This is a genomic window from Bradyrhizobium sp. LA2.1, assembly GCF_040547725.1.
Taxonomy (GTDB): Bacteria; Pseudomonadota; Alphaproteobacteria; order Rhizobiales; family Xanthobacteraceae; genus Bradyrhizobium; species Bradyrhizobium barranii.
Genome location: NZ_JBEPQI010000013.1, coordinates 100,703 through 123,811 on the forward strand (window position 1 = coordinate 100,703; position 23,109 = coordinate 123,811).

General features: G+C 64.9%; 21 protein-coding genes. 8 read left to right on the forward strand and 13 right to left on the reverse strand.

The annotated features are described in order from the left end of the window. Positions 1–5: 5 nt before the first annotated feature. From ABIB95_RS25010 to ABIB95_RS25035, 6 genes are all read right to left on the reverse strand, one after another. A complete protein-coding gene (locus ABIB95_RS25010) occupies positions 6–1,037 on the reverse strand; it encodes an NAD-dependent epimerase/dehydratase family protein (RefSeq protein WP_354242932.1) in 1,032 nt (343 codons plus the stop codon). Positions 1,038–1,066: 29 nt separating this feature from the next. Next, positions 1,067–1,603, reverse strand: a complete 537-nt coding sequence (locus ABIB95_RS25015) for an Mpo1 family 2-hydroxy fatty acid dioxygenase (RefSeq protein ID WP_085399499.1) — start codon at positions 1,601–1,603, stop codon at positions 1,067–1,069. A gap of 151 nt (positions 1,604–1,754) precedes the next feature. Next, entirely contained in the window at positions 1,755–2,423 is a 669-nt protein-coding gene (locus ABIB95_RS25020) for an OmpA family protein (RefSeq protein ID WP_354242937.1), read from the reverse strand. Then, the gene (locus ABIB95_RS25025) at positions 2,423–2,839 is read right to left on the reverse strand and encodes a hypothetical protein (protein WP_085399497.1); all 417 of its coding nucleotides are present in this window, start codon (positions 2,837–2,839) and stop codon (positions 2,423–2,425) included. Before ABIB95_RS25025 ends, ABIB95_RS25020 begins: the two co-directional genes overlap by 1 nt. An 88-nt stretch (positions 2,840–2,927) precedes the next feature. Further along, positions 2,928–3,215 carry a type II toxin-antitoxin system HicB family antitoxin gene (locus tag ABIB95_RS25030; RefSeq protein ID WP_354242940.1) on the reverse strand — a complete coding sequence of 96 codons (288 nt, stop codon included), beginning with the start codon at positions 3,213–3,215 and terminating at the stop codon, positions 2,928–2,930. 8 nt (positions 3,216–3,223) lie between these two features. Beyond that, on the reverse strand, positions 3,224–5,836 hold the full coding sequence (locus tag ABIB95_RS25035) for an ATP-dependent helicase (RefSeq protein ID WP_354242943.1): 2,613 nt from the start codon (positions 5,834–5,836) through the stop codon (positions 3,224–3,226). Positions 5,837–6,073: 237 nt separating this feature from the next. On the opposite strand from ABIB95_RS25035, the gene ABIB95_RS25040 reads away from it, so the two are divergent. Then, positions 6,074–6,244 (forward strand): DUF1328 domain-containing protein, encoded by a 171-nt coding sequence (locus ABIB95_RS25040; protein ID WP_014493008.1) that lies wholly within the window; start codon positions 6,074–6,076, stop codon positions 6,242–6,244. A gap of 129 nt (positions 6,245–6,373) precedes the next feature. Here the strand turns inward: ABIB95_RS25040 and ABIB95_RS25045 are convergent, their stop codons facing one another. Further along, positions 6,374–6,868, reverse strand: coding sequence for a thioesterase family protein (locus ABIB95_RS25045; RefSeq protein ID WP_028147665.1), 495 nt, complete (start codon positions 6,866–6,868; stop codon positions 6,374–6,376). A gap of 84 nt (positions 6,869–6,952) precedes the next feature. On the opposite strand from ABIB95_RS25045, the gene ABIB95_RS25050 reads away from it, so the two are divergent. The 3 genes from ABIB95_RS25050 (at position 6,953) to ABIB95_RS25060 (ending at position 10,290) form a co-directional block, all read left to right on the forward strand. Further along, entirely contained in the window at positions 6,953–8,377 is a 1,425-nt protein-coding gene (locus ABIB95_RS25050; protein WP_085399524.1) for an FAD-binding oxidoreductase, read from the forward strand. A 100-nt stretch (positions 8,378–8,477) separates the two neighbouring features. Then, complete coding sequence (locus ABIB95_RS25055) at positions 8,478–9,812, forward strand: Spy/CpxP family protein refolding chaperone (protein ID WP_354242947.1); 1,335 nt, start codon at positions 8,478–8,480, stop codon at positions 9,810–9,812. Between the two features lie 118 nt (positions 9,813–9,930). Then, on the forward strand, positions 9,931–10,290 hold the full coding sequence (locus ABIB95_RS25060; RefSeq protein ID WP_354243164.1) for a hypothetical protein: 360 nt from the start codon (positions 9,931–9,933) through the stop codon (positions 10,288–10,290). A 128-nt stretch (positions 10,291–10,418) separates the two neighbouring features. On the opposite strand, the gene ABIB95_RS25065 is transcribed toward ABIB95_RS25060, so the two are convergent. The 4 genes from ABIB95_RS25065 to ABIB95_RS25080 all read right to left on the reverse strand — a co-directional run bounded on the left by ABIB95_RS25065 (position 10,419) and on the right by ABIB95_RS25080 (position 14,758). Next, a complete protein-coding gene (locus ABIB95_RS25065; protein WP_039155822.1) occupies positions 10,419–11,510 on the reverse strand; it encodes an ABC transporter ATP-binding protein in 1,092 nt (363 codons plus the stop codon). Between the two features lie 75 nt (positions 11,511–11,585). After that, positions 11,586–12,437, reverse strand: coding sequence for a carbohydrate ABC transporter permease (locus ABIB95_RS25070; RefSeq protein ID WP_354242951.1), 852 nt, complete (start codon positions 12,435–12,437; stop codon positions 11,586–11,588). Between the two features lie 3 nt (positions 12,438–12,440). Then, positions 12,441–13,376 (reverse strand): carbohydrate ABC transporter permease, encoded by a 936-nt coding sequence (locus ABIB95_RS25075; RefSeq protein WP_071910457.1) that lies wholly within the window; start codon positions 13,374–13,376, stop codon positions 12,441–12,443. Between the two features lie 65 nt (positions 13,377–13,441). Next, entirely contained in the window at positions 13,442–14,758 is a 1,317-nt protein-coding gene (locus ABIB95_RS25080) for an ABC transporter substrate-binding protein (protein WP_354242956.1), read from the reverse strand. Positions 14,759–14,878: 120 nt separating this feature from the next. Between ABIB95_RS25080 and ABIB95_RS25085 the strand changes: the two genes are divergently transcribed. After that, on the forward strand, positions 14,879–15,052 hold the full coding sequence (locus tag ABIB95_RS25085; protein ID WP_155257718.1) for a hypothetical protein: 174 nt from the start codon (positions 14,879–14,881) through the stop codon (positions 15,050–15,052). A 234-nt stretch (positions 15,053–15,286) separates the two neighbouring features. On the opposite strand, the gene ABIB95_RS25090 is transcribed toward ABIB95_RS25085, so the two are convergent. Beyond that, positions 15,287–16,954 (reverse strand): SulP family inorganic anion transporter, encoded by a 1,668-nt coding sequence (locus tag ABIB95_RS25090; RefSeq protein ID WP_354242959.1) that lies wholly within the window; start codon positions 16,952–16,954, stop codon positions 15,287–15,289. A gap of 224 nt (positions 16,955–17,178) precedes the next feature. After that, a complete protein-coding gene (locus ABIB95_RS25095) occupies positions 17,179–18,666 on the reverse strand; it encodes a caspase family protein (protein ID WP_354242962.1) in 1,488 nt (495 codons plus the stop codon). 428 nt (positions 18,667–19,094) lie between these two features. Here ABIB95_RS25095 and ABIB95_RS25100 point away from each other — a divergent pair, with 428 nt between their 5' ends. Genes ABIB95_RS25100 through ABIB95_RS25110 form a run of 3 tightly spaced genes read left to right on the forward strand, consistent with a single transcriptional unit; the run spans position 19,095 to position 23,007 of the window. Further along, complete coding sequence (locus tag ABIB95_RS25100; RefSeq protein ID WP_231143095.1) at positions 19,095–20,126, forward strand: TRAP transporter substrate-binding protein; 1,032 nt, start codon at positions 19,095–19,097, stop codon at positions 20,124–20,126. 31 nt (positions 20,127–20,157) lie between these two features. Further along, the gene (locus ABIB95_RS25105) at positions 20,158–22,017 is read left to right on the forward strand and encodes a TRAP transporter large permease (RefSeq protein ID WP_354242966.1); all 1,860 of its coding nucleotides are present in this window, start codon (positions 20,158–20,160) and stop codon (positions 22,015–22,017) included. Positions 22,018–22,029: 12 nt separating this feature from the next. Continuing rightward, positions 22,030–23,007 carry a hydroxyacid dehydrogenase gene (locus tag ABIB95_RS25110; protein WP_354242969.1) on the forward strand — a complete coding sequence of 326 codons (978 nt, stop codon included), beginning with the start codon at positions 22,030–22,032 and terminating at the stop codon, positions 23,005–23,007. Positions 23,008–23,109 lie beyond the last annotated feature (102 nt).

The window sequence follows — 23,109 nt, forward strand, 5'->3', positions numbered from 1 at the left end:
AGGCCTTAGCTCGCGCGCGAGGAAAGCGCGTGATGCTCGATGGCGCCGGAGGGCCGCTGGCCGTTGCGGGCGAGCAGATGGGTGATGGTTTCGCGCAAGACCGGTTCGATCGGGCGCGGCGCGTAGCCGAGCTCGGTGCGCGCCTTGCCGATCGAGAGGTCGCTCGCGGCAAGCGCGATGCGCACGCCCTCGGCGGTGCCGTTGGGCGGCCGGCGCGTGATGCGATCGGAGATGGATTCGAGCATGATCGCGGAGAGCTCGGCGATCTTGCCGGGCACGACGACCGGGAACTGCCGGCGGCCGCTCATCGCCGACATCATCCGCAGGATGTTGCCGAGCGGGACGCAGTCGCCGCCGAGGATGTAGCGCTGGCCGATGCGGCCGCGCTCCATGGTCAGCACAAGGCCCATCGCGACGTCGCGGACATCGACGAGATTGACCAGGAAGTTGAGATGCGGCTGCACCTTCTTCTGGAGGAAGTACCACAGCATTGCGGTCGGCGGCGTCAGGTTGTGGTCGGCGGCGCCGATCGGCATGGTCGGCGTGCCGATCACGAGCGGAAAGCCCGCGGCCGCCGCCTTCGCGGCGTGGTGCTCGGCGAGCGACTTCGACCGCGTATAGGCGCCGGGCATCGCATCGGCCGGCTGCAGCGCCTCTTCGGCGGCCACGCCGTTGAGGTTGGAATAGGGGAACAGGATCGATTCCGTCGAGCAGTGCAGGAAGCGCGACACGCCGCGCTTCATCGCCGCGGCAAGCACGATTTCGGTGCCGCGGCAATTGACGTCGTGGAAGTCCTGCTTGTTGGCGACCCACATGCCGGGCAGGCCGGCGAGGTGATAGACCTGATCGACACCGGCGATCGCCGCGTCCACCGCGGTACCGTCCAGCACCGAGCCGTGGATGTGTTCAACGTCCGCGTTCGCCGCGGCCGGCGCACGGACATCGAGAACGCGTACCCGCTGCCCACGGGCGCGGAGCGCTTCTACGAGATGATGTCCGATGAAGCCGCTGCCACCGGTAACCAGTACGAGAGCCATGCAGAAGGTTTACTGTTTCGCTTCTAGAGCTATCGGGTTGAAAGGGAATTGGTCGGAACAGGCGCCAAAATCGCGGCAAGGTCGCGACGGAAGCCCAGTGCAATGAATAATTTCGCCATGACAAACATCGGTCCAAGCAGGAAATGCGCGGGGTGGTCGACCATCGACGGCTGCCGTTCCTCGAAAACCCTGTGGCCCACGATCTGCGCTGCGACGCCAGATCCGATCAGCAGCGCAAAAATCGACCACATCATGACGATCGAGGCCTGATTGCCGATTGCGGTTGCGACCGAAAGCAGCACGATCATCGCGGCGAGGATGCCGAGCCCAATCCCGGCGTCCAGCATCAGCCAGTAAACCAGCACCGGCAGGGCCGCAACCACGGCCAAGCTCACCTCGATCCCGAAGATGGGAAAACGCACGAGAGTGAGCGGCAGCACGGCGCCGGTGAAGAGCAGGAGGATTCCGACCACGTGCATCGCGCAGTTCCAGGGATCGCGATGATATTCGACGTAATCGGCCAGTTGGCGTTGAAAATAACCAGCCATCTCGGTCTCGTGCAGCATGGGGTCTGGGAAGGGCGAGAACAGGCTATAGCACCTGATAGGGCAGTGCACAAACCGGCTCGCGTGTCGCGCAAAGCATGGCTGTTGCGCTTTCGACAGGCCGCAAAACGGTCGGAACTTCAAAGAGTTCCGTCAGGGGAGGTGATCTCGTTCAGCGCTTCTTGGCGGGCTTTTTCGCCGCAGGCCCAGGCGCCGCAGCTGGATGCGCAGGCGCCTCCTCCGGCACCTTGGCATAGGTCAGGATTTGCAACTGACCGTTGACCGCCGAGGTCGGCTTGGCCCGGTCGAGAAACTGCTCCTCGCCGAGGCCGATCGGATGCAGCCGCTTGGTCGAGATCTTGAAGGTGTTCACCAGGACGTCACGGATCGCATCGGCGCGTCGCTGGCTCAGGATCGCATTGGCCTCGCGCGTCTTCGCATTGGATTCGACATGGCCGACGATCAGGAACGTGTACGGCAGCAGCGAGGAGTTAACCAGCGCGTCCGCGATGCGGCCGACGGTCTGGTAGGAGGTCGGCTGGATGATCGGCGTGTCGGCGTCGAACTGGATCTGCGCGTTGAAGGCGGGCAGGTTGGCGAGATCAGGCGCGATCAGCGGCCGGTTCACCGGACCCGGATCGTTCTTGATCCTGGCCTTGGCGCGCTCCATCACCTGCTGCTTCAGCGCGGGAAGGTCGACCTCGGCGGCCTGTTCGAAATGGTTCAGCTTGCCGACGATGTCGTCACGCGTCGGCGCCGCCGTCTGCGCGCTTGCTGCGCCCGCGAGCAGGGCCAGGACCTGGACCACGACCAGCGTGATGGCGATTCCGTTCGCGCGCATCACCGATACCCCGCGTCGTCGACGGCCTTCAGGCAGTTGTTGCTGATGCCCTTGGGCGTCGTGACCAGGCAGGGGATCGACTTGCTGGTCTCCTTGGTCGAGCCGCCGCAGACCTTGACGATCTCGCGCTGGCAGGCGTTCGCCACCGTGACGCGCGCGGCGACGCGCTTCTGGATGGCATCGAAGGCGCCGAGATAGTCGCTCTGGCATTGCTGGGAGAGCACGTCGCGGTTGCGGGACAGGCACTCTTTCAGCCGGGTCGAGTCCGGGTTGACGCCGCGGCAATTGGCGACGATTTCCGCGCCGCAGCTCTTGGCCAGGAGCCCGATCGAATCGCCAAAGCTCATGGTCTCCGCCGCCGCAAGCGACGGCATAACCAATGCCAGCAAGATCAGTGTGATGGAGCCCCGGACCATGGGCGCATCTGATACGGGGAAGTTCGCGGTGGTCAAGGGGCGTTCGGGTGAGAACTGTCGAACGTCCGGCCAGTGCGGCGAACAGTCCTCACTCGGCCTCAGGGAGGGGCGGCCATTCGATCAGGGCGACCGTGTGTTTCCTGAGGTCGTCGGCCACAGCAGGGTCGGCCTTGAGCTCGTCCAATGTCCGCGGCGGGGGAAGCTGGCGGCCGTCCGCGCTCAGCTCCTGCGCATAAAATGCGAGCGCCTCGGGCGCACTCTCCAGGGCCTCGTCGACGTCGTCGCCGCCGGAAATGCAGCCCGGCAGGTCGGGAAACCACAAGCTGACGGGGTCGTCCGGGCCGGCGTCCTCGATGATGGCGACGTACGGAGGCATGGCAAGCCTCACGCCCGCTGCACGAAGCTATCCACGACCTTCTTCTCGCCGGCCTTGTCGAAGGCGATGGTGAGCTTGTTGCCGTCGATCTTGGTGACGCGGCCGTAGCCGAATTTCTGGTGGAAGACGCGGTCGGAGAGGGAAAATTCCGAGGTGGTGCCGGTGGATTTGGCGACCAGCTCGCCCTCGATCGTCATCGGCCCGCGGCGGCGTGAGGAGAAGCTGCCGAAATCCGGGCCGGATGAGGAGGAGAACGACGAGGCCTGTTCCTCGAAGCCGCCTTGGCCGCCGCCACTGCGGCCGCCGCCCCGGTTGCGGTTGGCCTGGGCGCGCTGCCAGCCCGGGGTCGAATAGGTGGAACCGAACGCCTCCATGTCGTCGAAACGCGAGGCGCCGTAGCCGCCGGTGCCGCCCCAGGCCGAGCCGCCCTTGGATTCCGTGATCTCGACATTGGCGGACGGCAATTCGTCGAGGAAGCGCGACGGGATCGTGGTCGACCAGGTGCCATGGATCCGTCGGTTGGTCGCAAAGTAGATCTTTGCGCGGCGCCTCGCGCGGGTCAGGCCGACATGGCCGAGCCGGCGCTCTTCCTCGAGGCCGGCGCGGCCCTGTTCGTCCAGCGTGCGCTGGCTCGGGAACAGGCCTTCCTCCCAGCCGGGCAGGAACACGTTGTCGAATTCGAGACCCTTGGCGGAATGCAGCGTCATCAGCGACACCGCGTCTTCCTCGGCGCCGCCGTCGCGATCCATCACCAGCGAGATGTGCTCCAAGAACCCCTGCAGGTTCTCGAACTCCTCCATCGAGCGCACCAGCTCTTTCAGGTTCTCCAGCCGGCCCGCGGCATCCGCCGAGCGGTCCTTCTGCCACATCTCGGTATAGCCGCTCTCGTCGAGCACGATCTGGGCGAGATCGGTGTGCGCGGTGACCTCGCGCTGGGCACGCCAGCGGTCGAACTGGGCGACGACGTCGCGCAAGCTTCCGCGCGCCTTCGGCTTCAACTCGTCGGTCTCGACCACCGCGCGCGCCGCTTCGAACAGCGGGATGCGGCGCTTGCGGGCGTGGTCGTGCAGCATCTGCACGGTGGCGTCGCCAAGGCCGCGCTTGGGCACGTTGACGATGCGCTCGAAGGCGAGATCGTCGGCCGGTGAATTGATCACGCGCAGATAAGCCAGCGCGTCGCGGATTTCGGCGCGCTCGTAGAAGCGCGGGCCGCCGATCACGCGGTAGGGCAGGCCAAGCGTGACGAAACGATCTTCGAACTCGCGCATCTGGTAGGAGGCACGCACCAGGATCGCGATCTCGTTGAGCTTGTCGCCCTGGCGCTGGATCTGCTCGATCTCCTCGCCGATGCCGCGGGCTTCCTCTTCCGAATCCCACGAGCCGGTGACGGTGACCTTCTCGCCGTCATGGTCCTCGGTGCGCAGCGTCTTGCCGAGCCGGCCTTCGTTGTGTGCGATCAGGTGCGAGGCGGCGGCGAGGATGTGGCCGGTCGAGCGGTAATTGCGCTCGAGGCGAATGACCTTGGCGCCGGGGAAATCGTGGTCGAAGCGCAGGATGTTGTCGACCTCGGCGCCGCGCCAGCCATAGATCGACTGGTCGTCGTCGCCGACGCAGCAGATGTTTTTGACGTGGGGCGTCTGCTCCCTCGCCCCGCTTGCGGGGTCGCGACGAGCTTCGCTCGCGCTGAGAGCGTCGGGGTGAGGGGCTGTCTCCACGAGTTCAGTCTGCGGAGAGTCCTCCTCACCCGCATCGCTTTGCGATGCGACCTCTCCCCGCACGCGGGGAGAGGTGAACGAGGGAGACGTCGGCGCCTGCGACAGCAGCCGCAGCCACAGATATTGCGCGACGTTGGTGTCCTGATATTCGTCGACCAGGATGAATTTGAAGCGCTGCTGGTATTGCCGCAGGATGTCCGGATGCTCGCGGAAGATCCGGATGTCCTCCAGCAGCAGATCGCCGAAATCGGCGGCGTTCAAGATCTTCAGCCGCTCCTGGTAGCTCGCATAGAGCTTGCCGCCCTTGCCGTTGGCGAACACGGCGGCTTCGCCTGACGGCACCTGCGACGGCGTCAGGCCGCGGTTCTTCCAGCCGTCGATCAGGCCGGCCAGCATGCGTGCCGGCCAGCGCTTGTCGTCGATATTGTCGGCCTGCAACAACTGCTTGAGCAGCCGCACCTGGTCATCGGTGTCGAGCACGGTGAAGTTTGATTTGAGCTGCGCCAGCTCGGCATGGGTGCGCAGGATGCGGCCGCCGATGGAGTGGAACGTGCCGAGCCACGGCATGCCTTCGACCGCGTGGCCGAGCATCTGGCCGAGCCGGTGCTTCATCTCGCGCGCGGCCTTGTTGGTGAAGGTCACCGACAGGATCTCGGCGGGGCGGGCGCGGCCCTGGCTGAGGATGTGGGCGATGCGCGTGGTCAGCACGCGCGTCTTGCCGGTGCCGGCGCCGGCCAGGACCAGAACCGGGCCGTCCAGCGTCTCCACGGCGTCGCGCTGCTCGGGATTGAGCCCGGACAGATATTTCGGGCCCACGGAGGCGCGCGCACGCGCGGCGATGCCGCCGGCTGCGGGCTGGTGGTCGGGTACGCTGGTGATTTTGCTCGGCTCGGTCATGCGAATCATTGGCCCCACGATGGCACCGCGGGGTGGTGGAAGGGAGCCTTCTTAACAGGGATTGGTCCCTATATGGGGCGCCGGGCCGAGGTTTTCCACGTGCGCGGCGGGCCGATTTGTTCCCCCGGCGAGGGCGAATTTCCAGCTTGCGTGGGCCGGAACCATCGTTCCCGCGTCGAGATTGTCTGGACAGGTGGCGCGGCCAGCCGCGCCAACGCAGACAGACATCAAGACGAGGGTTTGACCATGCTAGGCTGGGTTGTGACGTTTCTGGTTATCGCGCTGATCGCCGGCATCCTGGGCTTCGGCGGCATCGCCGGCGCCTCGATCGAGATCGCCAAGATCATCTTCTTTATCGCGGTCGTGCTGTTCCTGGTCTCGGCCGTGGTGGGACTAGCGCGCGGACGAAGGATATAGGTGTGATCCTCATGGTGAGGAGCGCGGAACGCGCGTCTCGAACCATGAAGGCCCGACTGTGGCCTTGCATCCTTCGAGACGCCCGCTTCGCGGGCTCCTCAGGATGAGGGGTTAGAGCGAGCTGTTCAGCTACCGCTTCGAGGGCATCGCCACGTTCCGGCCGATGCCCTCGGGCCGCGGCACGGCGCCGTGGGCGCCCACGACGGCTGCGATGCGCTGCCGGATATCGGGCGGAAAGGCCGCCACCTTTCGCGAGCCCATGTCGATGTGGAGCGACATGTTTTCGGAGGTCGCCGACAGCCAGCCTTCGGTCGCGTGCCGCAACTCCTGGAACGTATGCAGCCGCTTGTCGTCGGCTTCGAGCAGCCAGACCGACACCTGCACGGGATCGCCGAGGTGGATCTCGCGCAGATACCGCACATGGCATTCGGCAGTGAAGGTCGAGCCGCCTCGCTCCTTCATGTAGCCCGGCCCGATCCCGAGCTGTAACCACATCTGGTCGATCGCGCGGTCGAACATCACGTTGTAATAGGCCATGTTGAGATGACCGTTATAGTCGATCCATTGCGGCTCGATCTGCATGATCGACGAGCGGAACGGCTCGGCAGCGGCGGTCTCCGGCATGTGTCTTTCCTGCTATGCGCGCGGTCGCTTGACTTGACCGGTCAGATGTCCTTTGCCACGGTTCTTCTGTCGGGAGGAATGTCCGTGGGTACGACCATCACCAATAATCCGCCGCGGGTCGAGCCGAAAGCCCTCGCAAGCGCGCTGGAGCAGCTTGCCGCGCGGTTCGGCAACCGCCTCATCACCTCGCAGGCCGTTCGCGAGCAGCACGGCCATACCACCACGTGGATCGTCAACCAGCCGCCGGACGGCGTGGTGATGGCGCAGGAGACCGCCGACATCCAGGACGTGGTGCGGATCTGCGCCAGGAACCGCGTGCCCGTCATCGCCTTCGGCACCGGCACCTCGCTCGAGGGCCAGGTCAACGCGCCCGCCGGCGGCATCTCGATCGACCTGCGCGACATGAACAAGGTGCTCGCGGTGCATGCCGAGGACCTCGACTGCGTGATCCAGCCCGGCGTCACCCGCAAGGCGTTGAACGAGCATCTGCGCGACCAGGGCCTGTTCTTCCCCATCGACCCCGGCGCGGATGCTTCGCTCGGCGGCATGGCCTCGACCCGCGCCTCCGGCACCAACGCGGTGCGCTACGGCACCATGCGCGACAGCGTGCTCGCTTTGAAGGTCGTGCGCGGCGACGGCGAGATCATCACGACAGGTACGCGCGCCAAGAAATCATCCGCCGGCTACGACCTGACGCATCTGTTCGTCGGCGCCGAAGGCACGCTCGGCATCATCTCCGAGCTGACCATTCGCCTGCGCGGCATCCCTGACACGATCGCGGCCGGCGCGGTGTCGTTCGAGACCGTGCACGGGGCGTGTCAGGCCGTGATCCTGGCGATCCAGACCGGCATTCCCGTGGCGCGCATCGAGCTGCTCAACGCCGCGCAGGTGAAGGCCTGCAACGCCTATTCGAAGCTGACGCTGCCGGAAACGCCGCTGCTGCTGATGGAATTCCACGGCAGCGAGGTCGAGGTCGGCGAGCAGTCCAAGGCCTTCGGCGAGATCGCAAAGGATTGCGGCGGCGGCGATTTCTCCTGGACCACCAAGCCGGAAGATCGCACCAAGCTGTGGCAGGCGCGGCACGACGCCTATTGGTCGGTGAAGGCGCTGCGGCCCGGCGACAGCATCGGCGTGGTTGCAACCGACGTTTGCGTGCCGATCTCGCGGCTTGCCGATTGCGTCGGCGAGACCGAGGAAGATCTCAAGCGCCTCAACCTGCTGTCGCCGATCGTCGGCCATGTCGGTGACGGCAATTTCCACTGCTCGCTGGTCTGCGACACCAACGATGCCGACGAGATGGCGCGCGGCGAGGAGTTCATGCATCGCCTGGTCGAGCGCGCGCAGGCGATGGACGGCACCTGCACCGGTGAGCACGGCATCGGCCAGGGCAAGCAGAAATATCTCAAGGCGGAACTCGGCCCCGAAGCGCTCGACGCGATGCGGGCGCTGAAAAAGGCGCTCGATCCGCTGAATATCTTCAATCCCGGCAAGATCGTGCCGGAGGCATAGCGCGCGGCTCCGTCGCGATCGCGGAACTTTCGGCAGTCAGGCCGGTTCCAATCCCGTCAATTTCCGATGCCTCAATGGCGCGGCTCTGCGGGAGGATGCGATGTTGCGACCTGTCATTGGAATTGCCGTGATGGCGCTTGCCTGCATGCTGGCGGGCGCGGCTCTGGGCAAGGGCGGGCACGGTGGCGGCCATGGTGGTGGGCACGGAGGCGGGCATGGCGGTGGCCATCACGGCGGCAGTCATCATGGTGGTGGTCATCATGGTGGTGGCCATTTTGGTGGTCATGGCTTCGGGCACGCGCATGCCGGCGGGCATCATGGCGGGCCCCGCTTCGCAACTGGCGCGCGACATCGCGGTCCGAACTTCGGCCAGATCCGCAATGCAGCCGTCCGTCCTGCGAATTTTCGCAACGCCCTCAACGCGCATTCCAGCGCCTTCCGCAACGGCCGTCTGATCAGCAATCCGGCCGCGCGCGCCCAGATCGCAGCGGCGGCCGCACTGGCCGGCTGGCACGGCGCCAGCAGCGGGTGGTGGCAACATGCGGGTGGCGGTTATGGCTGGGTCGGACCGCTGTTCTGGCCGTTCGCCTACAACGATCTCTACGACTACACGATCTGGGGCGATGGTCTCGGCTTCTGGGGCTACGGCTATCCGGACATCTATGCCGGCATCTTCGGGCCCTATGGCTATGACGGTCTCTCGTCCTATCTGCCGCAGCGGCCGCAGGGACGGCGCCAGGCGCGCGGCGTCCCGCTGGATCGGCTTTGCGGCAGCGACCGCCGCGAAATCGTCGGTCTGCCGATCGACCAGATCGCCGCCGCTGTGCAGCCGACCGAGGCGCAAGGCGCAAGCCTCGACGAACTCGGCAATGCCTCGATCCAGGCGTCCGAGATGATCCGCGCGTCCTGCCCGTCGCAGGTCGCGGCGACAGCGCCAGGTCGGCTGACGGCGATGCAGCAGCGCATCGAGGCGATGGAGAAAGCCGTCGATCTCGTTCAGCCCGCCCTCGATCGATTCTACGGCTCGCTCACCGACGAGCAGAAGGCGCGCTTCAATGCGCTGGCCGAGGATCAGCGTCGTGCGACGGCTTCCAGCAACACCGGGGGATCGCTGGTCCAGAATTGCGCGTCGCCTGCTGCGCTCGATTGGCCAAGCGCCGATATCGAGGCGAGGCTTCATCCCAACGACACCCAGCGTGCTGCGCTACAGGTGCTCCAGGATACCAGCGCGAAGGTCAGCGCATCGCTCAAGGCGGCCTGCGAGCCCAGCGACGTGATGACGCCGCCGGCGCGAATGGCGGCGGTTCGCAAGCGGCTCGACACGATGCTCGACGGCGTCAAGTCGGTTCGCGCAGCGCTGGAGGATTTCTACGCCACGCTGAACGACGAGCAGAAGGCGCAGTTCGAGGCCATCGGACCACGTCGGACGTCCTGACTGCATATCGATAATGCATGGCGGAAAAATCGCCTCGCCGATCTCGATCGGCCTCTCTATGCTGGGCGAGGCGGGAGCGCGGAACTACGGCGGCCGGAAGACCATTGGTGACGGGGCGATGAAGTGGTTCGCAAAGCAGAAGCCGGCGGACATCTGGGACGAGACGATCGAAGGACCGCTCGGCGACATCGAGGCCGCCGAGCGCATCCGCGCGATCTGTGACGCCGCAGCCGCGAGCGCGGCCGGTTCGGCGCGCAACGACAAGCGCGAAGGTGAGCGCTATGAACGCGCGGCCCAGGTCGCGATGGAAATCGCGATGAAGATCTCCGACGGGCTGATGCGCGATGACGCAGTCCATCGCATCGTCGATCTCTGCATGAAGGCGAACGACCTCAAGACCGCGCAAATCCTGTTTCGCGCGATCCATGCCAGCTGGATCCGGGAGACGGTGCAGCGGGATCATCCGACCCTGGCCTAGAGGCGTGTACTCGTAAATCCGGTGTGCCCGGCAACGAGCCAAGTGCCATCGCGCTCTCCGGGCGTCATCGAAGCTGGTGACAAGAAGGCGAATTCCCGCTCACCGGTGGAATTGATCCTCTGCCGGCGTTAGATGGCCGCCTCGGTCTGCGCGTCGAAAACATGAAGCCTGGAAGGCCGCATGGCAACGCGCAGCTTGTCGCCCACCCTCACCCTCGCGGTCGGCTCGACGCTCGCCACCATGATACTCTCGCCGACCTTCATATCGAGCAGGATTTCCGAGCCGAGTTGCTCGACCACCTCAATCACAGCATCAAAGCATGGGTGGCCGAGATCAAAGCTACCCGCCACGGTGAGGTCCTCCGGCCGCACGCCGAGCATGACCTTGCGTCCGGTACAACCGCGCAGCCGCTGCGCGGTCTCGTCCGGCAGCTTGATGCGGAGGCCGGAGTTCTCGGCAATCAGCGATCCGTTCGCCTCGGTCACCGTAACGGCCGCGAAATTCATGGCTGGGGAGCCTATGAAGCCGGCGACGAACTTGTTGGAGGGATGATTGTAGAGTTCGAGCGGCTCCCCCACTTGCTGCACCACGCCGTCTTTCATGACGACGACCCGGTCGCCCAGCGTCATAGCCTCGACCTGATCGTGAGTAACGTAAATGGCTGTGGTCCCGAGACGCAGATGTAGCTTCTTCAGCTCAACGCGCATCTGCACCCGCAGCTTGGCATCGAGGTTCGACAGCGGCTCGTCGAACAGGAACACGCGGGGGTGGCGCACGATAGCACGGCCTAACGCCACGCGCTGGCGCTGGCCGCCTGAGAGCTGGCGTGGCCTGCGCGTGAGCAATTCGCCGATGCCGAGGATGTCAGCCGCCTCCAGTACGCGCTTGTCAATCTCGGGTTTTTCGAATTTGCGCATCTTCAGGCCGAACGCCATGTTGTCGTACACGGTCATGTGCGGGTACAGAGCGTAATTCTGGAACACCATGGCGATGTCACGGTCCATGGGTGCCAATTCATTGACCACGTTGCCGTCGATGGAGATATCGCCGGAACTGATCGCTTCGAGCCCGGCGATCATCCTGAGCGTCGTCGTCTTGCCACAGCCGGAGGGGCCGACGAACACCATGAATTCCTTGTCGCGGATCTGCAGATTGACGTCTTTGACAGCGTGCACGTTGTCAAAGAACTTGTTGATCCCCTTGAGGACGACCTGGCCCATTCGCTTCCACCTGCCTCCAGCGGATTATGCGCTGTCGCTATGCGCGCTTTCGAATCCCTGCGATCCGCGGTGCTGTCAGCCCTTCACTGATCCGGTCAATCCCGCGACGTAGTGCTCGACGAAGAACGAATAGGCGATAGCAACCGGTATCGATCCAAGCAGGGCCCCAGCCATCAGCGGCCCCCAGTAGAATACATCGCCGCGGATCAGCTCCGACGTGACGCCGACCGGCACGGTCTTCTGCTCCGGCGAGGACAGGAAAACGAGCGCGTAGATGAACTCATTCCACGACAGCGTGAAAGCGAAGATGCCGGCCGAGAGGATGCCCGGGATCGCCACTGGGATGACGATGTAGAGCATCGCTTGCCAGCGCGAGGCGCCGTCAATACGCGCGCATTCCTCGAGCTCCTTCGGTACCGCCTTGAAGTAGCCCATCATGATCCAGGTGCAGAATGGAATAAGAAAGGTCGGATAGGTCAGGATCAGTGACCAAGGCGTGTCACCCAGCCGATAGTTGCGTATGATCTCTGCCAGCGGAATGAACAGCAGCGTCTGAGGCACCAGATAGGTAATGAAGATGGCGGTGCCCAGGCTGCCGGCAAATGGAAAGTTCAGCCGCGACAGAGCATAGCCGGCGAACACACCGCACACGAGCGAGATGGCGGTTGATGCGAGCGCGATGAACGTCGTGTTCCACAGCCACGATGCGAACAGCGTCTCCTCGAACAGGTACCTGACATGGTCCAAGGTCGGTTTCCAGGTCCAGAACGGATTGTAGTTGCTCGAATTCCAGGGGCGGTAAAGCTCGCCGTCCGGCCGCACCGAAGTGATCACCATCCAGTAAAACGGGAACAGCAGGAAAAGCAGGAACAACGTCATAGGGACGTAGAAGAACACCCACTTTCGCCACCTTGCGCCTTCGATCATGGCTCAGCGAACCTCCACGCGGCGGATGTAGAGAAGTTGGATGACGACGACCAGAAACAGGACCGGAAACATGGCGAGCGAGATGGCGGCGCCCTCGCTTAGGAGGCCTGTGCCGACGCCGATCTGATAGGCGTAGGTGGCGAACAGGTGCGTTGCGTTGGCCGGCCCGCCGCCCGTCATCACATAGACAATCTGGAAATCGGCGAACGTCTGAATCACCGAGAACAGCATTACGACCATGGTCACGGGCAACAGCAGCGGCCAGGTGATGTGCCAGAACCGCTGCCACGGCTTGGCGCCGTCGATGGCGGCGGCCTCGTTGAGTTCGGGACTGATGGTCTGCAGGCCGGCGAGCAAGCTGATGGCGAAGAACGGCACCCCGCGCCAGATGTTGACGATGATAATCGAGATCATCGCGAGATCCGGATCGCCCAGCCAATTGATCCGCCCGGCGATCAAACCGAGATGGTAGAGGAGCCAATTGAGAACGCTGAACGTCGGGTCGAACATCCACTTCCAGGCGAAAGTCGAGAGCACGGTCGGAATAATGAATGGCAGCAGGATGAAAGCACGGGTAAATGCCTTGCCGCGGAAATTACGGTTGAGCAGCATCGCCAGCCACAGCCCTAGCGCCAGCTTGAAGACGGTGGTCACGCCCGTATAGAGGAAGGTATTGTAAACGGCGGTGCGAAAGATCCCGTCATTGAAGATTTTGTAGAAGTTAGCGAGGCCGACGAAGTCGCCGGGAACACCGACGCGCGAGCTGGTAACCGACAGCAATATCCCTCGCATGAAGGGATAGGCAATGAACATGCCGAGCAGCACGATGGTCGGCACCAGCAGCACGAACGCCAGCCAGCGCTCGTCCTCGAGCAAACGGTGCCGCCGGGGAGGGGGCGCCTCGCGGAGCGTGGTGTCGGAAACCGCGCTGATCGCCATGTTCGATCCTCGTCGGCCGGAAGATTCCGCCGCCCCTCGAAAAATGGGCGGGGGGCGGCTTATCCTCAGACGTAGACCTTCTTGAGCTCAGCCTCTGCCCATTTCACGGCGTCCTCGGGGGGCATGCCTTGGACGGCCTTTGCGTACATATCGACGATGACGTACTTGGTCACGATTTCGGCTGCCCTGCGGGTAGAGGGTCCCTCGTAGCCAGCGAAGCGCCCTGTGCGCGCGGCTTGCTTGTAGGGCAGCATGATCGGGTCGTCGCCCCACAGCTTGTGCTTTTCCCAATCCGTGGTCGGGCCGACAGAGAAGCCCTTCTGGGAGACGAACCATTTGTCGTAGACATCCTTGGAATGAATCCAGCCAAGGAACTTCTTCGCCGCATCCTGGTTCTTCGAATAACCCATCAGGAGGTTCGAGAACGGGACGTGATAACTGAACTGTCCGCCGGGGCCCTTGGGCAGCGCGGCATGCAGGATGTCGTCCTTCAGCGGCCCGCCGGCCTCCGTCTTGTAGGTATCCGGCTTGCGCAGAGTCTCGATGTAGATCGAGGCGCCATTGAGCGTGGCGCTGCATGTCCCGGACAGAAAAGCGCGGTTGTTGTTGGAATCGTCCCAGGCGAGCCCGCCTTCGTCGTGGGCGTCCTTCCAGAAGGCCACCATGAATTTAACCGACTCGACGGTTGCCGGGCTATTCAGCGCAATCGCCTTGCCGTCTGCCTCGACCTCCTTGCCGCCCCAGGACCACAGGTAGGGGTAGGCGAAGGCGGGCGCATCGCCGAAGGTGTGACCCAGCGTTTGGCCGATTGGCCGTCCCTTTGCCTTCAGCTTCTTGCCGGCCTCGCGATACTCCTCCCACGTCTGGGGGAATTTTCCGTCCGTGTAGCCGATCTCGGCAAACCAGGACTTTCGGTACGCGATCTGCAAGCCGACGATGGACCACGGCACTGCGATCCACTTCTTGCCGTCATTGGCGACAGCGCGGGATGTTTCGTAGAAGCCGCCCTGGCTCTTGCCGAGTGCTTCCGCGATGTCGCTGACGTCTACGACGCTTTCGCCGTAAAGTTGCCCCCAATTATTGAGGACGCAGACGATGTCGGGGCCGGACCCGGACTGGATCGCCGAGGTGACACGGGCTTGGATGTCGTTGGCGTTGATGGTCTCGATATTGAGCTTTATGCCGAGCGCTTTCTCGCACTCCTTGGCGATTTCGTTGCGCAGCAACTGATCTGACGCTGGAACGAAGTCGGTCCAGCGCAGCCAGTGCACCGTGGCGGCTTGCGCATAGGCGGGCGCCCTACCAACCGCCAGGATTCCGGCCATGCCGCCCGCAAGCGCGGTACCGCCCTTGAGGACGTTACGTCGGGTTACTGTCGTCATGCATCCCTCCCTCGATGTGTCCGAGTTGATGCTCTACGGCCAGTCTTGCGCCGGCTTGGAGTCTCTTTCAGTCTATCGCGCCTCCGTGGCCCAACGCATGCGCCCGCGACAACGTCCGCAATGTATTGGCTCGATGATCATTTGGTGGCGTTCCACTTGCAGCGCCGGGGTGGCGAGTTCGCCGCGAACCAGGGGGCGTTCTTCGCGGAGCAGCGGCGCGATTGCATCGCACCCAATCGTAACGGCGATACGATCGGCGGCCTGGATCATGTCGGCGCTGCAGCCAGCGCTTGAACCCTACCGTCATAACGATCCCTCCCGCGCAGCGACGGTATAGCCGCGGCCAAGCGGGTTTTCCCCGTCTTATATGAAGTTCGGTACCGGAAGCTGGCGCGACATCATTGTCGCCCGTCGCAGCAGGAAATCAAGTGCTAGCTTTGACGCGGCGGCCATGGTCTTACTCCGCGAACTGGCCGGCGACCAAAAGTATCGCTCCCTTTGGGGCGGCGGACCGAGTGAAGGCGGTGGTTATTTCGCCAGCTTGCGCACGGCTTCATCGACGCTGTGGAAGACGTGTTCGCGGGGCAGGGCGTCGAACAGTCTGAAACGTTCGAACGCGTTCTGCGCGCGCACCGATTCGAGCCGCGCCAGCGCGACGGTGACGCCCTGTTCGCTGCACGCCTTGAAGACGTCGAGCAGGATCTGCGCGGCGGTGAAGTCGATCTCGACCATGCCGCTCGCCTCCAGCACCAGCAGCTGCGGTGTCGACGTGCCGAGCACCTTGGCCACGTCGCTGCGAAAACCCGGCGCGTTGAGGAAGGACAGCGGCGCCTGGAGCCCGATCACGGCGACGCCGGCGATGCGCTCGCCGGTGATGTGCGGATGCGCCGGCCACCAGATCGTGGTGCCCGGCACGCGCTCGAACTCGACGAGCCGCGCGCGCGTCGTGCTCCAGATGCCGTGCAGCAGCGACAGCACGATGCCGAGGAAGGCGCCCTGCTGGATCGGCAGCACGATGATCAGCGCGGCAGTGGCGACGACCAGCAGGAACTCGCTGAAGGATTGGCGATAGATCGTCACGATCTGCTTCGTGCGGATGATCCGCAGCGCGACGAACAGCAGGATGCCGCCGAGTGCGGCGTCGGGAACGTGCCGCAACAATCCGGTCCCGAAGGCGAGCAGCGCCAGCACGATCAGCGCCGCCGCAAGGCCCGCGAGCTGCGATTGTCCGCCGGTCTCGACAACGATCCCGGTTCGCGGCGGGCTGGCATTGACCGGAAACGCGCCGAACAGGCCGGACAGCACGCTGCCCGCGCCCGCACCGAGGAAGTCGCGGTCGACATCGGCAGGCTTGTCGGGATCGGACGGGAACGACCGCGTCGTCGCGGCGGTCTGCACCATTACGACGACGGTGATGACGAAGGCGAGCGGCACCAGGCGCACCCACAGCTCCGGCGCCAGGTCAGGCAAGGTCGGCCGCGGCAGCGTGCCCGGCACCGCGCCGACGACGCTGACGCCCTTGCTTTCGAGGCCGAGCGCGATTGTGGCCAGCGTCGCGGCGACGAGCCCGATCAGCGCGCCCGGAATTTTCGCGCTGACCCTCTCGGCGATGAAGACCACGGCGAGCACACCGAGCCCGATGCTGAGCGTGAAGGGGTTGGTGCGGCCGAGTTCGGTCGCGAGCACGCCGATGCGTTCGAGTGTCGGCCCGCTTGGTGATGGAAGCCCGAGCACGCCCGGCAGTTGCGAGACGATGATGTGGACGGAGATGCCGGCGAGGAAGCCGACCATCACCGGTACGGACAAAAGATTGGCGATGCCGCCGAGGCGGAAAGCGCCGCTGGCCAGCATCATCGCGCCGACCATCAGCGCCAGCGCGATCGCAAGCCCCTGATACTCAGGCGAGCCGGTGGCCGCGAGCGCGGCAAGTCCGCCGGCGAAGATCGGCGTGATCGTGGAATCCGCGCCGCAGGACAGGAAGCGATTGCCGCCGAGCAATGCGAAGCCGAACGAGCCGGCCATGAACGCGAAGAAGCCGATCTGCGGCGCAAAACCGCCGAGCCGCGCCGTGGCCATCTGCTCGGGGATCGCAATCGCCGCCAGCGTCAGGCCCGCCATGAGGTCGCCGGGCAGGGAATAGGACGCGAGTGACCGGAACAGCGGCCATGAGTTCTTGGCGGGCGCGTCGTGCGGCATCGATATGGAATCCCCGAAAAGGCTGGCGTCGCTCAGACTACAGCATTTCGCGAATGTCCACGATCTGCGTGTCCCGGCTCTGCAGCGCACCGCACCGCACCGGACGATGCTTCGCATCGCCGGGAGCGCCGCGTCCGGGGCACGAGAGTTGCTGGCCGCTCACCATCAACAGAAATGTCCGCAGGCAGGGCCTGCGGACATCCATTCGCTTGGTGAACTGGGGCTCAGTACCTGCCGCGGTTGTAGTCGCCGCGTCCGTAGCCGCCTCCGCCACGGCCGCCCATACCCATGCCGAGACCAATCCCGACGCCAATTCCGACGCCCACGGCTTCAGGTGGCGGGCCAGGGGGTGGCGCGCGCTCGTAGACCACTTCGTCGGGCGGCGGCCGGCGCGGCTTCGGTGTCTCGACCACCTTTCGCTTCGGCGGCGTGTCGTCGACGCGCTTCTTGATGACGGGCGCCACCGCCGGATTGACCGGCGTTGCCGGTGTCGATGGCGCCGAGCACGGGCAGGTCGGGGCCATTGCGACCGCGACCGGAGCAGGGGCCGCTGCGGCCGCGACCGGCAAGGCATAGTTGCGGTTCTGCACGCGGAGCAGCAGCCGGCGCGCGGTGGCGGCGAGGTCGCTGTTGTCCCAATTCGCCAGATAGGCCTCGAACGAGGCGCGGGTGTTGATCGCGGTCGCGCGCTCCCAGGCCAGCATCTGGCGCCGACGCTCCAGGATCGTGCGCAGACGCGGCGTGTAGGAGGCCTGTGCGTAGAGCTCGACATAGGCCTGATACGCCTCGACGGTGTCGTCGGCGATCACCAGCTCATAGGCAGCCTTCGGCTCCTTGCCCTGCAAATCCTTGCGCCAGTCCGCGACGCTGCGCGTGCCGCTGGCGAGTGCCATGGCGGATGCGCCCGGGAGAGCAGGCTGTCCGCCGCTGCTTTCGCCGCCGAAGAACTTGAAGTCGGTCGTCAGCGACGAGCTTTCCCACGGGATCTGCCGCCCGTCGGTCGATTGCGCCACGGCGATGCGGATGCGCTTGAACACTTCCTCGATCGGCAAATTGGGCTGCTTGGCAACGGTCAGCGCCGCCGTGGTGTAGGGGCTGTCGACGCCGGAGCCGTCCTCGGCTTCGGCGCCGGGCGAGGTCGAATAGGAGATGAAGGAGCCGGGCGCGCCGGCTTTGGTGTCGACGATCGCAAGCCCGTGGCCAGCGCCGCTGAGCGCAGGGAACGGATTGTTGCGGCATGCATCTAACATGAAGATGCGTGCCCGCGTCGGCAGCGCGCCGAGCGTGTTGAGCAGATCGTTCAGCCGCACGCCCTGGAGTGGAATGTCGGCCTCGCGCTTGGGATCGAGATCGACCGGCACCAGATAGTTCTCGCCGTCGATCTGGAGGCCGTGGCCGGCATAGAACACCAGTGCGACGGTGTCTGCGCCGCTGGCGCTGACCTTGCCGGCGAAATCGGAGATTGCAGCGCGCATCTCGTTCTGCGCCAAATTGGCCGCCGTGGTGACGGTGAAGCCGGCATTGCCGAGCAGCTCCGTCATGCCCCTGGCGTCGTTGGCTGCGTTGGGCAGCTCCGGCACGGTCCGGTAGGCCGATTGGCCGATCACGAGTGCGAGCCGCGCCTCGGCGTCGGCGTCAGTCGGCGTTATCAACTGCGTGAGCGCGACAAGGCTGGAGGCAAGAAACAAATTGCGAAGGACCGGACGGCGCATGGTGTCACCTCCATCGGCAATGCGCGCGATGATGTCATCATTCCTAGGTCGCCGCCACGCGTCTGTCTGTGCACTGGATCACGCTGCAAGCTGCGGCAAAATGGGGCAGGGCGTCTGCCGGAGCCGCCGGGGCATCGCTCGGGCGGCATCCATGTGAATTGCGCATTGATCCATGCACCAATTGGATTGATCCGTGCTGCTGCGCGAAGCGTCCTGTCGCACATCGGCCCCGAGGCCGATCCGATCGAGAATCCCGGACAAACATGGTTGTTTTGACGGCGCCGATGCCGTCGATGTTCGCAACCCGCCGCTTTGCGACGGCCGGCTGCAACCCTTGCCTGCCCCGTCGCTTTGGCCATACAGTCCGCGCAACAGGCCGTGGCAGCGATCTCGGCCGTAAGCAAGAATATTCGGGGAGAGACCGCGCCATGACCATCGTGCCTGTGAGCCGTCGCACGTTCATCAAGTCGTCGACGGCGGTCACCGCCGGCCTCGTTCTCTCTCCTGCCATCATCGGTCGCGCCGAAGCGGCGACGCTGAAGCTGAAATGCTCCTCCTCGCTGCCGAACGATCCGAAATACGCCAACGGCCGCGTCTACTATGACAACCTCGTCAAGAACCTGAAGGGCAACGGGCTCGGCGAGCAGGTCGAGGTCGCCTTCTTCCCGGACAACCAGCTCGGGCAGGAGATCGACGTCATCAATTCGGTGAAGCTCGGCGTCATCGACCTCATGGTGTCGGGCTCGTCGATCTCGGCCAACCTGGTGCCGCTGGTCGGCACCTTCGACCTCGGCTTTCTGTTCTCGAGCTTCCCGCAGCAGACCAAGGCGTTCGATTCCGGCGCCGCCAAGCCGATCGAGGACGCGCTGCTCAAGAGTGGCAACATCCGCATCATCGCCTGGGCCTATAATTTCGGCTCACGCAGCGTGCTCGCGAGGAAGCCGGTGAAGACGCCGGAGGATCTCGCCGGCCTCAAGATCAGGACGCTGCCGAATCCGGTGATCACGGAATGCCTGCGCCTGATGGGCGCCGCCGCGACGCCCCTGGCCTTCGGCGAGATCTACACGGCGCTGCAGGCCGGCGTGCTCGACGGGCTGGAGCACGATCCGCCGACGATTCTGGCCAGCAAGTTCTTCGAAACGGCAAAATTCTACTCACTGACGCAGCACAATTTCTCGCCGCTCGCGATCTACTTCAGCGACGTGACCTACAACCGCATGGATCCGAAGCTGCGCGAGGGTTTCCTCGATGCCGCCAAGAAGGCCGCGGCCGACACGCGCGCCCACGGGCTTGCGGTCGAGAAGGAGGCGCTGACGGCTTTGACCGAGAAGGGCGTGACCGTGGCCGAATGCGACCGCGAAGCCTTCAAGAAGCGCGTCGCGCCGCAGCACGAGAACTTCATCAAGGCGCGGCCGGAGTCCAAGGCCGTCATCGACATCATCCGCGCGACGCAAGCTTGAGATGGCCAAATCTGGGCTGGCCAAGTCTGAGATGGCGTTGACAGCCGCCGTGTCTCTCTCGGGCGGCCGCCACGGGAGCATCGCGCTGCTGCTTCGCTTCAGCGACGCGATCGCGGCAATCCTCCTGGCCGCCGATCTCGTGGTGGTGTGCGCCTCCGTGCTGCTGCGCTTCTGCTTCAATGCGCCGGTCGAATGGTCCGACGACGTCGCGCGCGGCCTGATGGTCGGCTCGGCCTTCTTCGGCGCGGCCAGCGCGCTCGCGCGCGGCGAGAATGTCGGCGTGTCCTTCTTCCGCGATCTGCTGCCGGTGCGGCTGCGCAAGCTGGTCGATGCCGCGAGCGCGCTTCTGGTCGTGCTGATCTCGGGCTACGTCGCCTACAACGCGATCAAGCTGGGATCATTTACGGCCGGCCAGACCACCGGATCCGGCCTGCCGCTGGAGCTGACCTTCTACCCGATGGGCATCGGCGCGCTGTTCATGACGGTGTTCGCGATCGACCAGCTCTGCGCGCGGCCGCTGCCTGACATCGTCAGGGGCCTCGTTGCGGTCGTCATCGTCAGCGGCCTCTATCTCGCCTGGGATTATCTGTCGCCGTCCACGGTGCCGTCAGCGGGTACGCTGATGTTTATCGGCTTCTTCGCAACCCTGTTCGGCGGATTGCCGATCGGGTTCGCGCTGGCGCTGGCCGCGCTGATCTTCATCTGGGTCGAGGGCGCGCTGCCCGGCGTGATCTTCGCCCAGCAGATGGCGCGCGGCATCGACAATTTCGTGCTGCTCGCGATCCCCTTCTTCATCCTCGTCGGCTACCTCATGGAAGCCAACGGCATGTCGGTGCGCCTGATTGAGCTGTTGCAACGCGGAGTGGGCCGCATGCGCGGCGGGCTCAACGTCGTGATGGTCGCTTCGATGGTGCTGTTCTCAGGCATATCCGGTTCGAAGATGGCCGACGTCGCGGCGGTCGGCTCGGTGCTGATCCCGGCGGCGCGCCGCTCGAAGCAGAACCCGGGCGGCGCAGTGGCGCTGCTTGCCGCATCCGCAGTGATGGCGGAAACCATTCCGCCCTGCATCAATTTGATCATCCTGGGGTTCGTGGCGAACTTGTCGATCGGCGGCCTGTTCGTCGCTGGCCTCCTGCCGGCGGCGCTGATGGCGCTGGTCCTGATCGCGGTGTCCATCATCTTCGGCAAGCGGCCGGCGGATACCGAGGACGTTGCGCCGCAGATGCCGGTGTCGGGCCTGTGGAGCGGCGCGATCGCCTCGTTCGGCCTGATCTTCATGATCTTCTTCGGCTTCAAGAGCGGCTTTGCGACGGCGACGGAGATATCCGCGTTTGCCGTGGCCTATGCGCTCGTCGTCGGCAGCGTCGTGTTCCGCGAGCTCACCTTTAAGTCGGCCGCACACAGCTTCGTGCAGGGCGCGACGCGTGCGGGGCTCGTGCTGTTCATCGTCGCCGCCGCGCAGTCGCTGGCGTTCACGCTGACCCTGCAGCAGGTGCCGCACGCGGTCGGCGACTTCATGTTGGGATTGTCCAAGACATCAGGGACGTGGCTGTTCATCTTGCTCGCGATCGGCGTGCTGATCGTGATGGGCTCGGTGCTGGAAGGCGCTGCCGCGCTCATCATCTTCGGGCCGCTGCTGCTGCCGGTCGCCGTGCAGCTCGGCGTCGATCCCCTGCATTTTGGCGTCGTGCTGGTCATCGCGATGGGCATCGGCCTGTTCGCGCCGCCGCTCGGGCTCGGACTCTATGGCGCCTGCCTGATCGGCAATGTCCCGATCGAGCAGACGGTGAAGCCGATCATGGGCTATCTCGGCCTGTTGTTCCTCTGCCTGCTCGTCATCGCCTTCGTGCCATGGCTCTCGACCGCGCTGCCGCGGGCATTCGGCTATTAAGGGAGTCCTGTCTTGAAAGTGTTGCTCGCCCATACGCCGGAGATGCGTCGCAATTACTACGGCGACCGCAGCCTGAACGGCCTGCGGGCAGCCGCCGAGGTCATCCTGCACGAGAGCGACGATACGCTGGACGCGGTTACCCTCGTGCGTGCGGCGAAAGATGCCGACATCATCGTCGCCGATCGCATGACCGAAGGGCGCGGCGAGATCTTCGCGCAACTGCCGCGCCTGCGCGCCTTCGTCCGCTGCGCCGTCGACATCCGCAACGTCGATGTGGAAGCGGCCTCGAACGCCGGCGTGCTCGTGACCCGCGCCGGGCCCGGCTTCGTGCAGGCGGTGGCCGAGCTCGCGCTCGGCTTCATGGTCGATCTCTCCCGCGGCGTGTCGCGGGCGACGGCGGATTACCAGGCCGGCCGCAAGGTCGAGGCTCGGATGGGCCGCCAGCTCGCCGGCAGCCGGATCGGCATCATCGGTTATGGCAGCATCGGGCGCTATCTCGCCGAAATCGCCAAGGTGATGCGCATGGAGGTACTGGTCTCCGATCCCTTCGCTGATGTCGGCGACGGCTCGATCCGGCAGGTCAGTCTCGACGAGCTTCTTGGGGCCTCCGACTATGTCGTCTGCCTCGCCATCGCCAACGAGCAGACCGAGAATTTGATCGGCGAGGCGGCGCTGGCGCGCATGCAGAAGCATGCCGTGTTCATCAATCTCTCGCGCGGCAATCTCGTCGACGAGGCTGCGCTGGCACGCGCGCTGTGCGAAAACCGCATCGCCGGCGCGGCGATGGATGTCGGCCGCGCGCCCGACCAGATGCCGAGCCCGGAGCTGGCGAGGCTTCCCAACGTTATCGCGACGCCACATGTCGGCGGGCTGACACCACAGGCGATCGAATACCAGTCGCTGGAAACGGTGCGGCAGGTCGAGGCGATCGTCAAAGGCGAGGTCCCGCAAGGCGCAGTGAACGCGGAGTGCTGGACGCGCCGGCCTTGATGACTTTCTAGCCGACAGCACAGCTCTCTCCGTTCCCTCCCCCCTTGCGGGGGAGGGGCAGGGAGAGGGTGCCGCACGGGGATTCTTTCCGTCGCGCACCGA

Bases quoted from the DNA above. Each gene is read 5' to 3' on its own strand.
- ABIB95_RS25010 (WP_354242932.1), bottom strand. From the start codon at position 1,037: ATGGCTCTCGTACTGGTTACCGGTGGCAGCGGCTTCATCGGACATCAT.
- ABIB95_RS25015 (WP_085399499.1), bottom strand. From the start codon at position 1,603: ATGCTGCACGAGACCGAGATGGCTGGTTATTTTCAACGCCAACTGGCC.
- ABIB95_RS25020 (WP_354242937.1), bottom strand. From the start codon at position 2,423: ATGCGCGCGAACGGAATCGCCATCACGCTGGTCGTGGTCCAGGTCCTG.
- ABIB95_RS25025 (WP_085399497.1), bottom strand. From the start codon at position 2,839: ATGGTCCGGGGCTCCATCACACTGATCTTGCTGGCATTGGTTATGCCG.
- ABIB95_RS25030 (WP_354242940.1), bottom strand. From the start codon at position 3,215: ATGCCTCCGTACGTCGCCATCATCGAGGACGCCGGCCCGGACGACCCC.
- ABIB95_RS25035 (WP_354242943.1), bottom strand. From the start codon at position 5,836: ATGATTCGCATGACCGAGCCGAGCAAAATCACCAGCGTACCCGACCAC.
- ABIB95_RS25040 (WP_014493008.1), top strand. From the start codon at position 6,074: ATGCTAGGCTGGGTTGTGACGTTTCTGGTTATCGCGCTGATCGCCGGC.
- ABIB95_RS25045 (WP_028147665.1), bottom strand. From the start codon at position 6,868: ATGCCGGAGACCGCCGCTGCCGAGCCGTTCCGCTCGTCGATCATGCAG.
- ABIB95_RS25055 (WP_354242947.1), top strand. From the start codon at position 8,478: ATGTTGCGACCTGTCATTGGAATTGCCGTGATGGCGCTTGCCTGCATG.
- ABIB95_RS25060 (WP_354243164.1), top strand. From the start codon at position 9,931: ATGAAGTGGTTCGCAAAGCAGAAGCCGGCGGACATCTGGGACGAGACG.
- ABIB95_RS25065 (WP_039155822.1), bottom strand. From the start codon at position 11,510: ATGGGCCAGGTCGTCCTCAAGGGGATCAACAAGTTCTTTGACAACGTG.
- ABIB95_RS25070 (WP_354242951.1), bottom strand. From the start codon at position 12,437: ATGATCGAAGGCGCAAGGTGGCGAAAGTGGGTGTTCTTCTACGTCCCT.
- ABIB95_RS25075 (WP_071910457.1), bottom strand. From the start codon at position 13,376: ATGGCGATCAGCGCGGTTTCCGACACCACGCTCCGCGAGGCGCCCCCT.
- ABIB95_RS25080 (WP_354242956.1), bottom strand. From the start codon at position 14,758: ATGACGACAGTAACCCGACGTAACGTCCTCAAGGGCGGTACCGCGCTT.
- ABIB95_RS25085 (WP_155257718.1), top strand. From the start codon at position 14,879: ATGTATTGGCTCGATGATCATTTGGTGGCGTTCCACTTGCAGCGCCGG.
- ABIB95_RS25090 (WP_354242959.1), bottom strand. From the start codon at position 16,954: ATGCCGCACGACGCGCCCGCCAAGAACTCATGGCCGCTGTTCCGGTCA.
- ABIB95_RS25095 (WP_354242962.1), bottom strand. From the start codon at position 18,666: ATGCGCCGTCCGGTCCTTCGCAATTTGTTTCTTGCCTCCAGCCTTGTC.
- ABIB95_RS25100 (WP_231143095.1), top strand. From the start codon at position 19,095: ATGACCATCGTGCCTGTGAGCCGTCGCACGTTCATCAAGTCGTCGACG.
- ABIB95_RS25105 (WP_354242966.1), top strand. From the start codon at position 20,158: ATGGCGTTGACAGCCGCCGTGTCTCTCTCGGGCGGCCGCCACGGGAGC.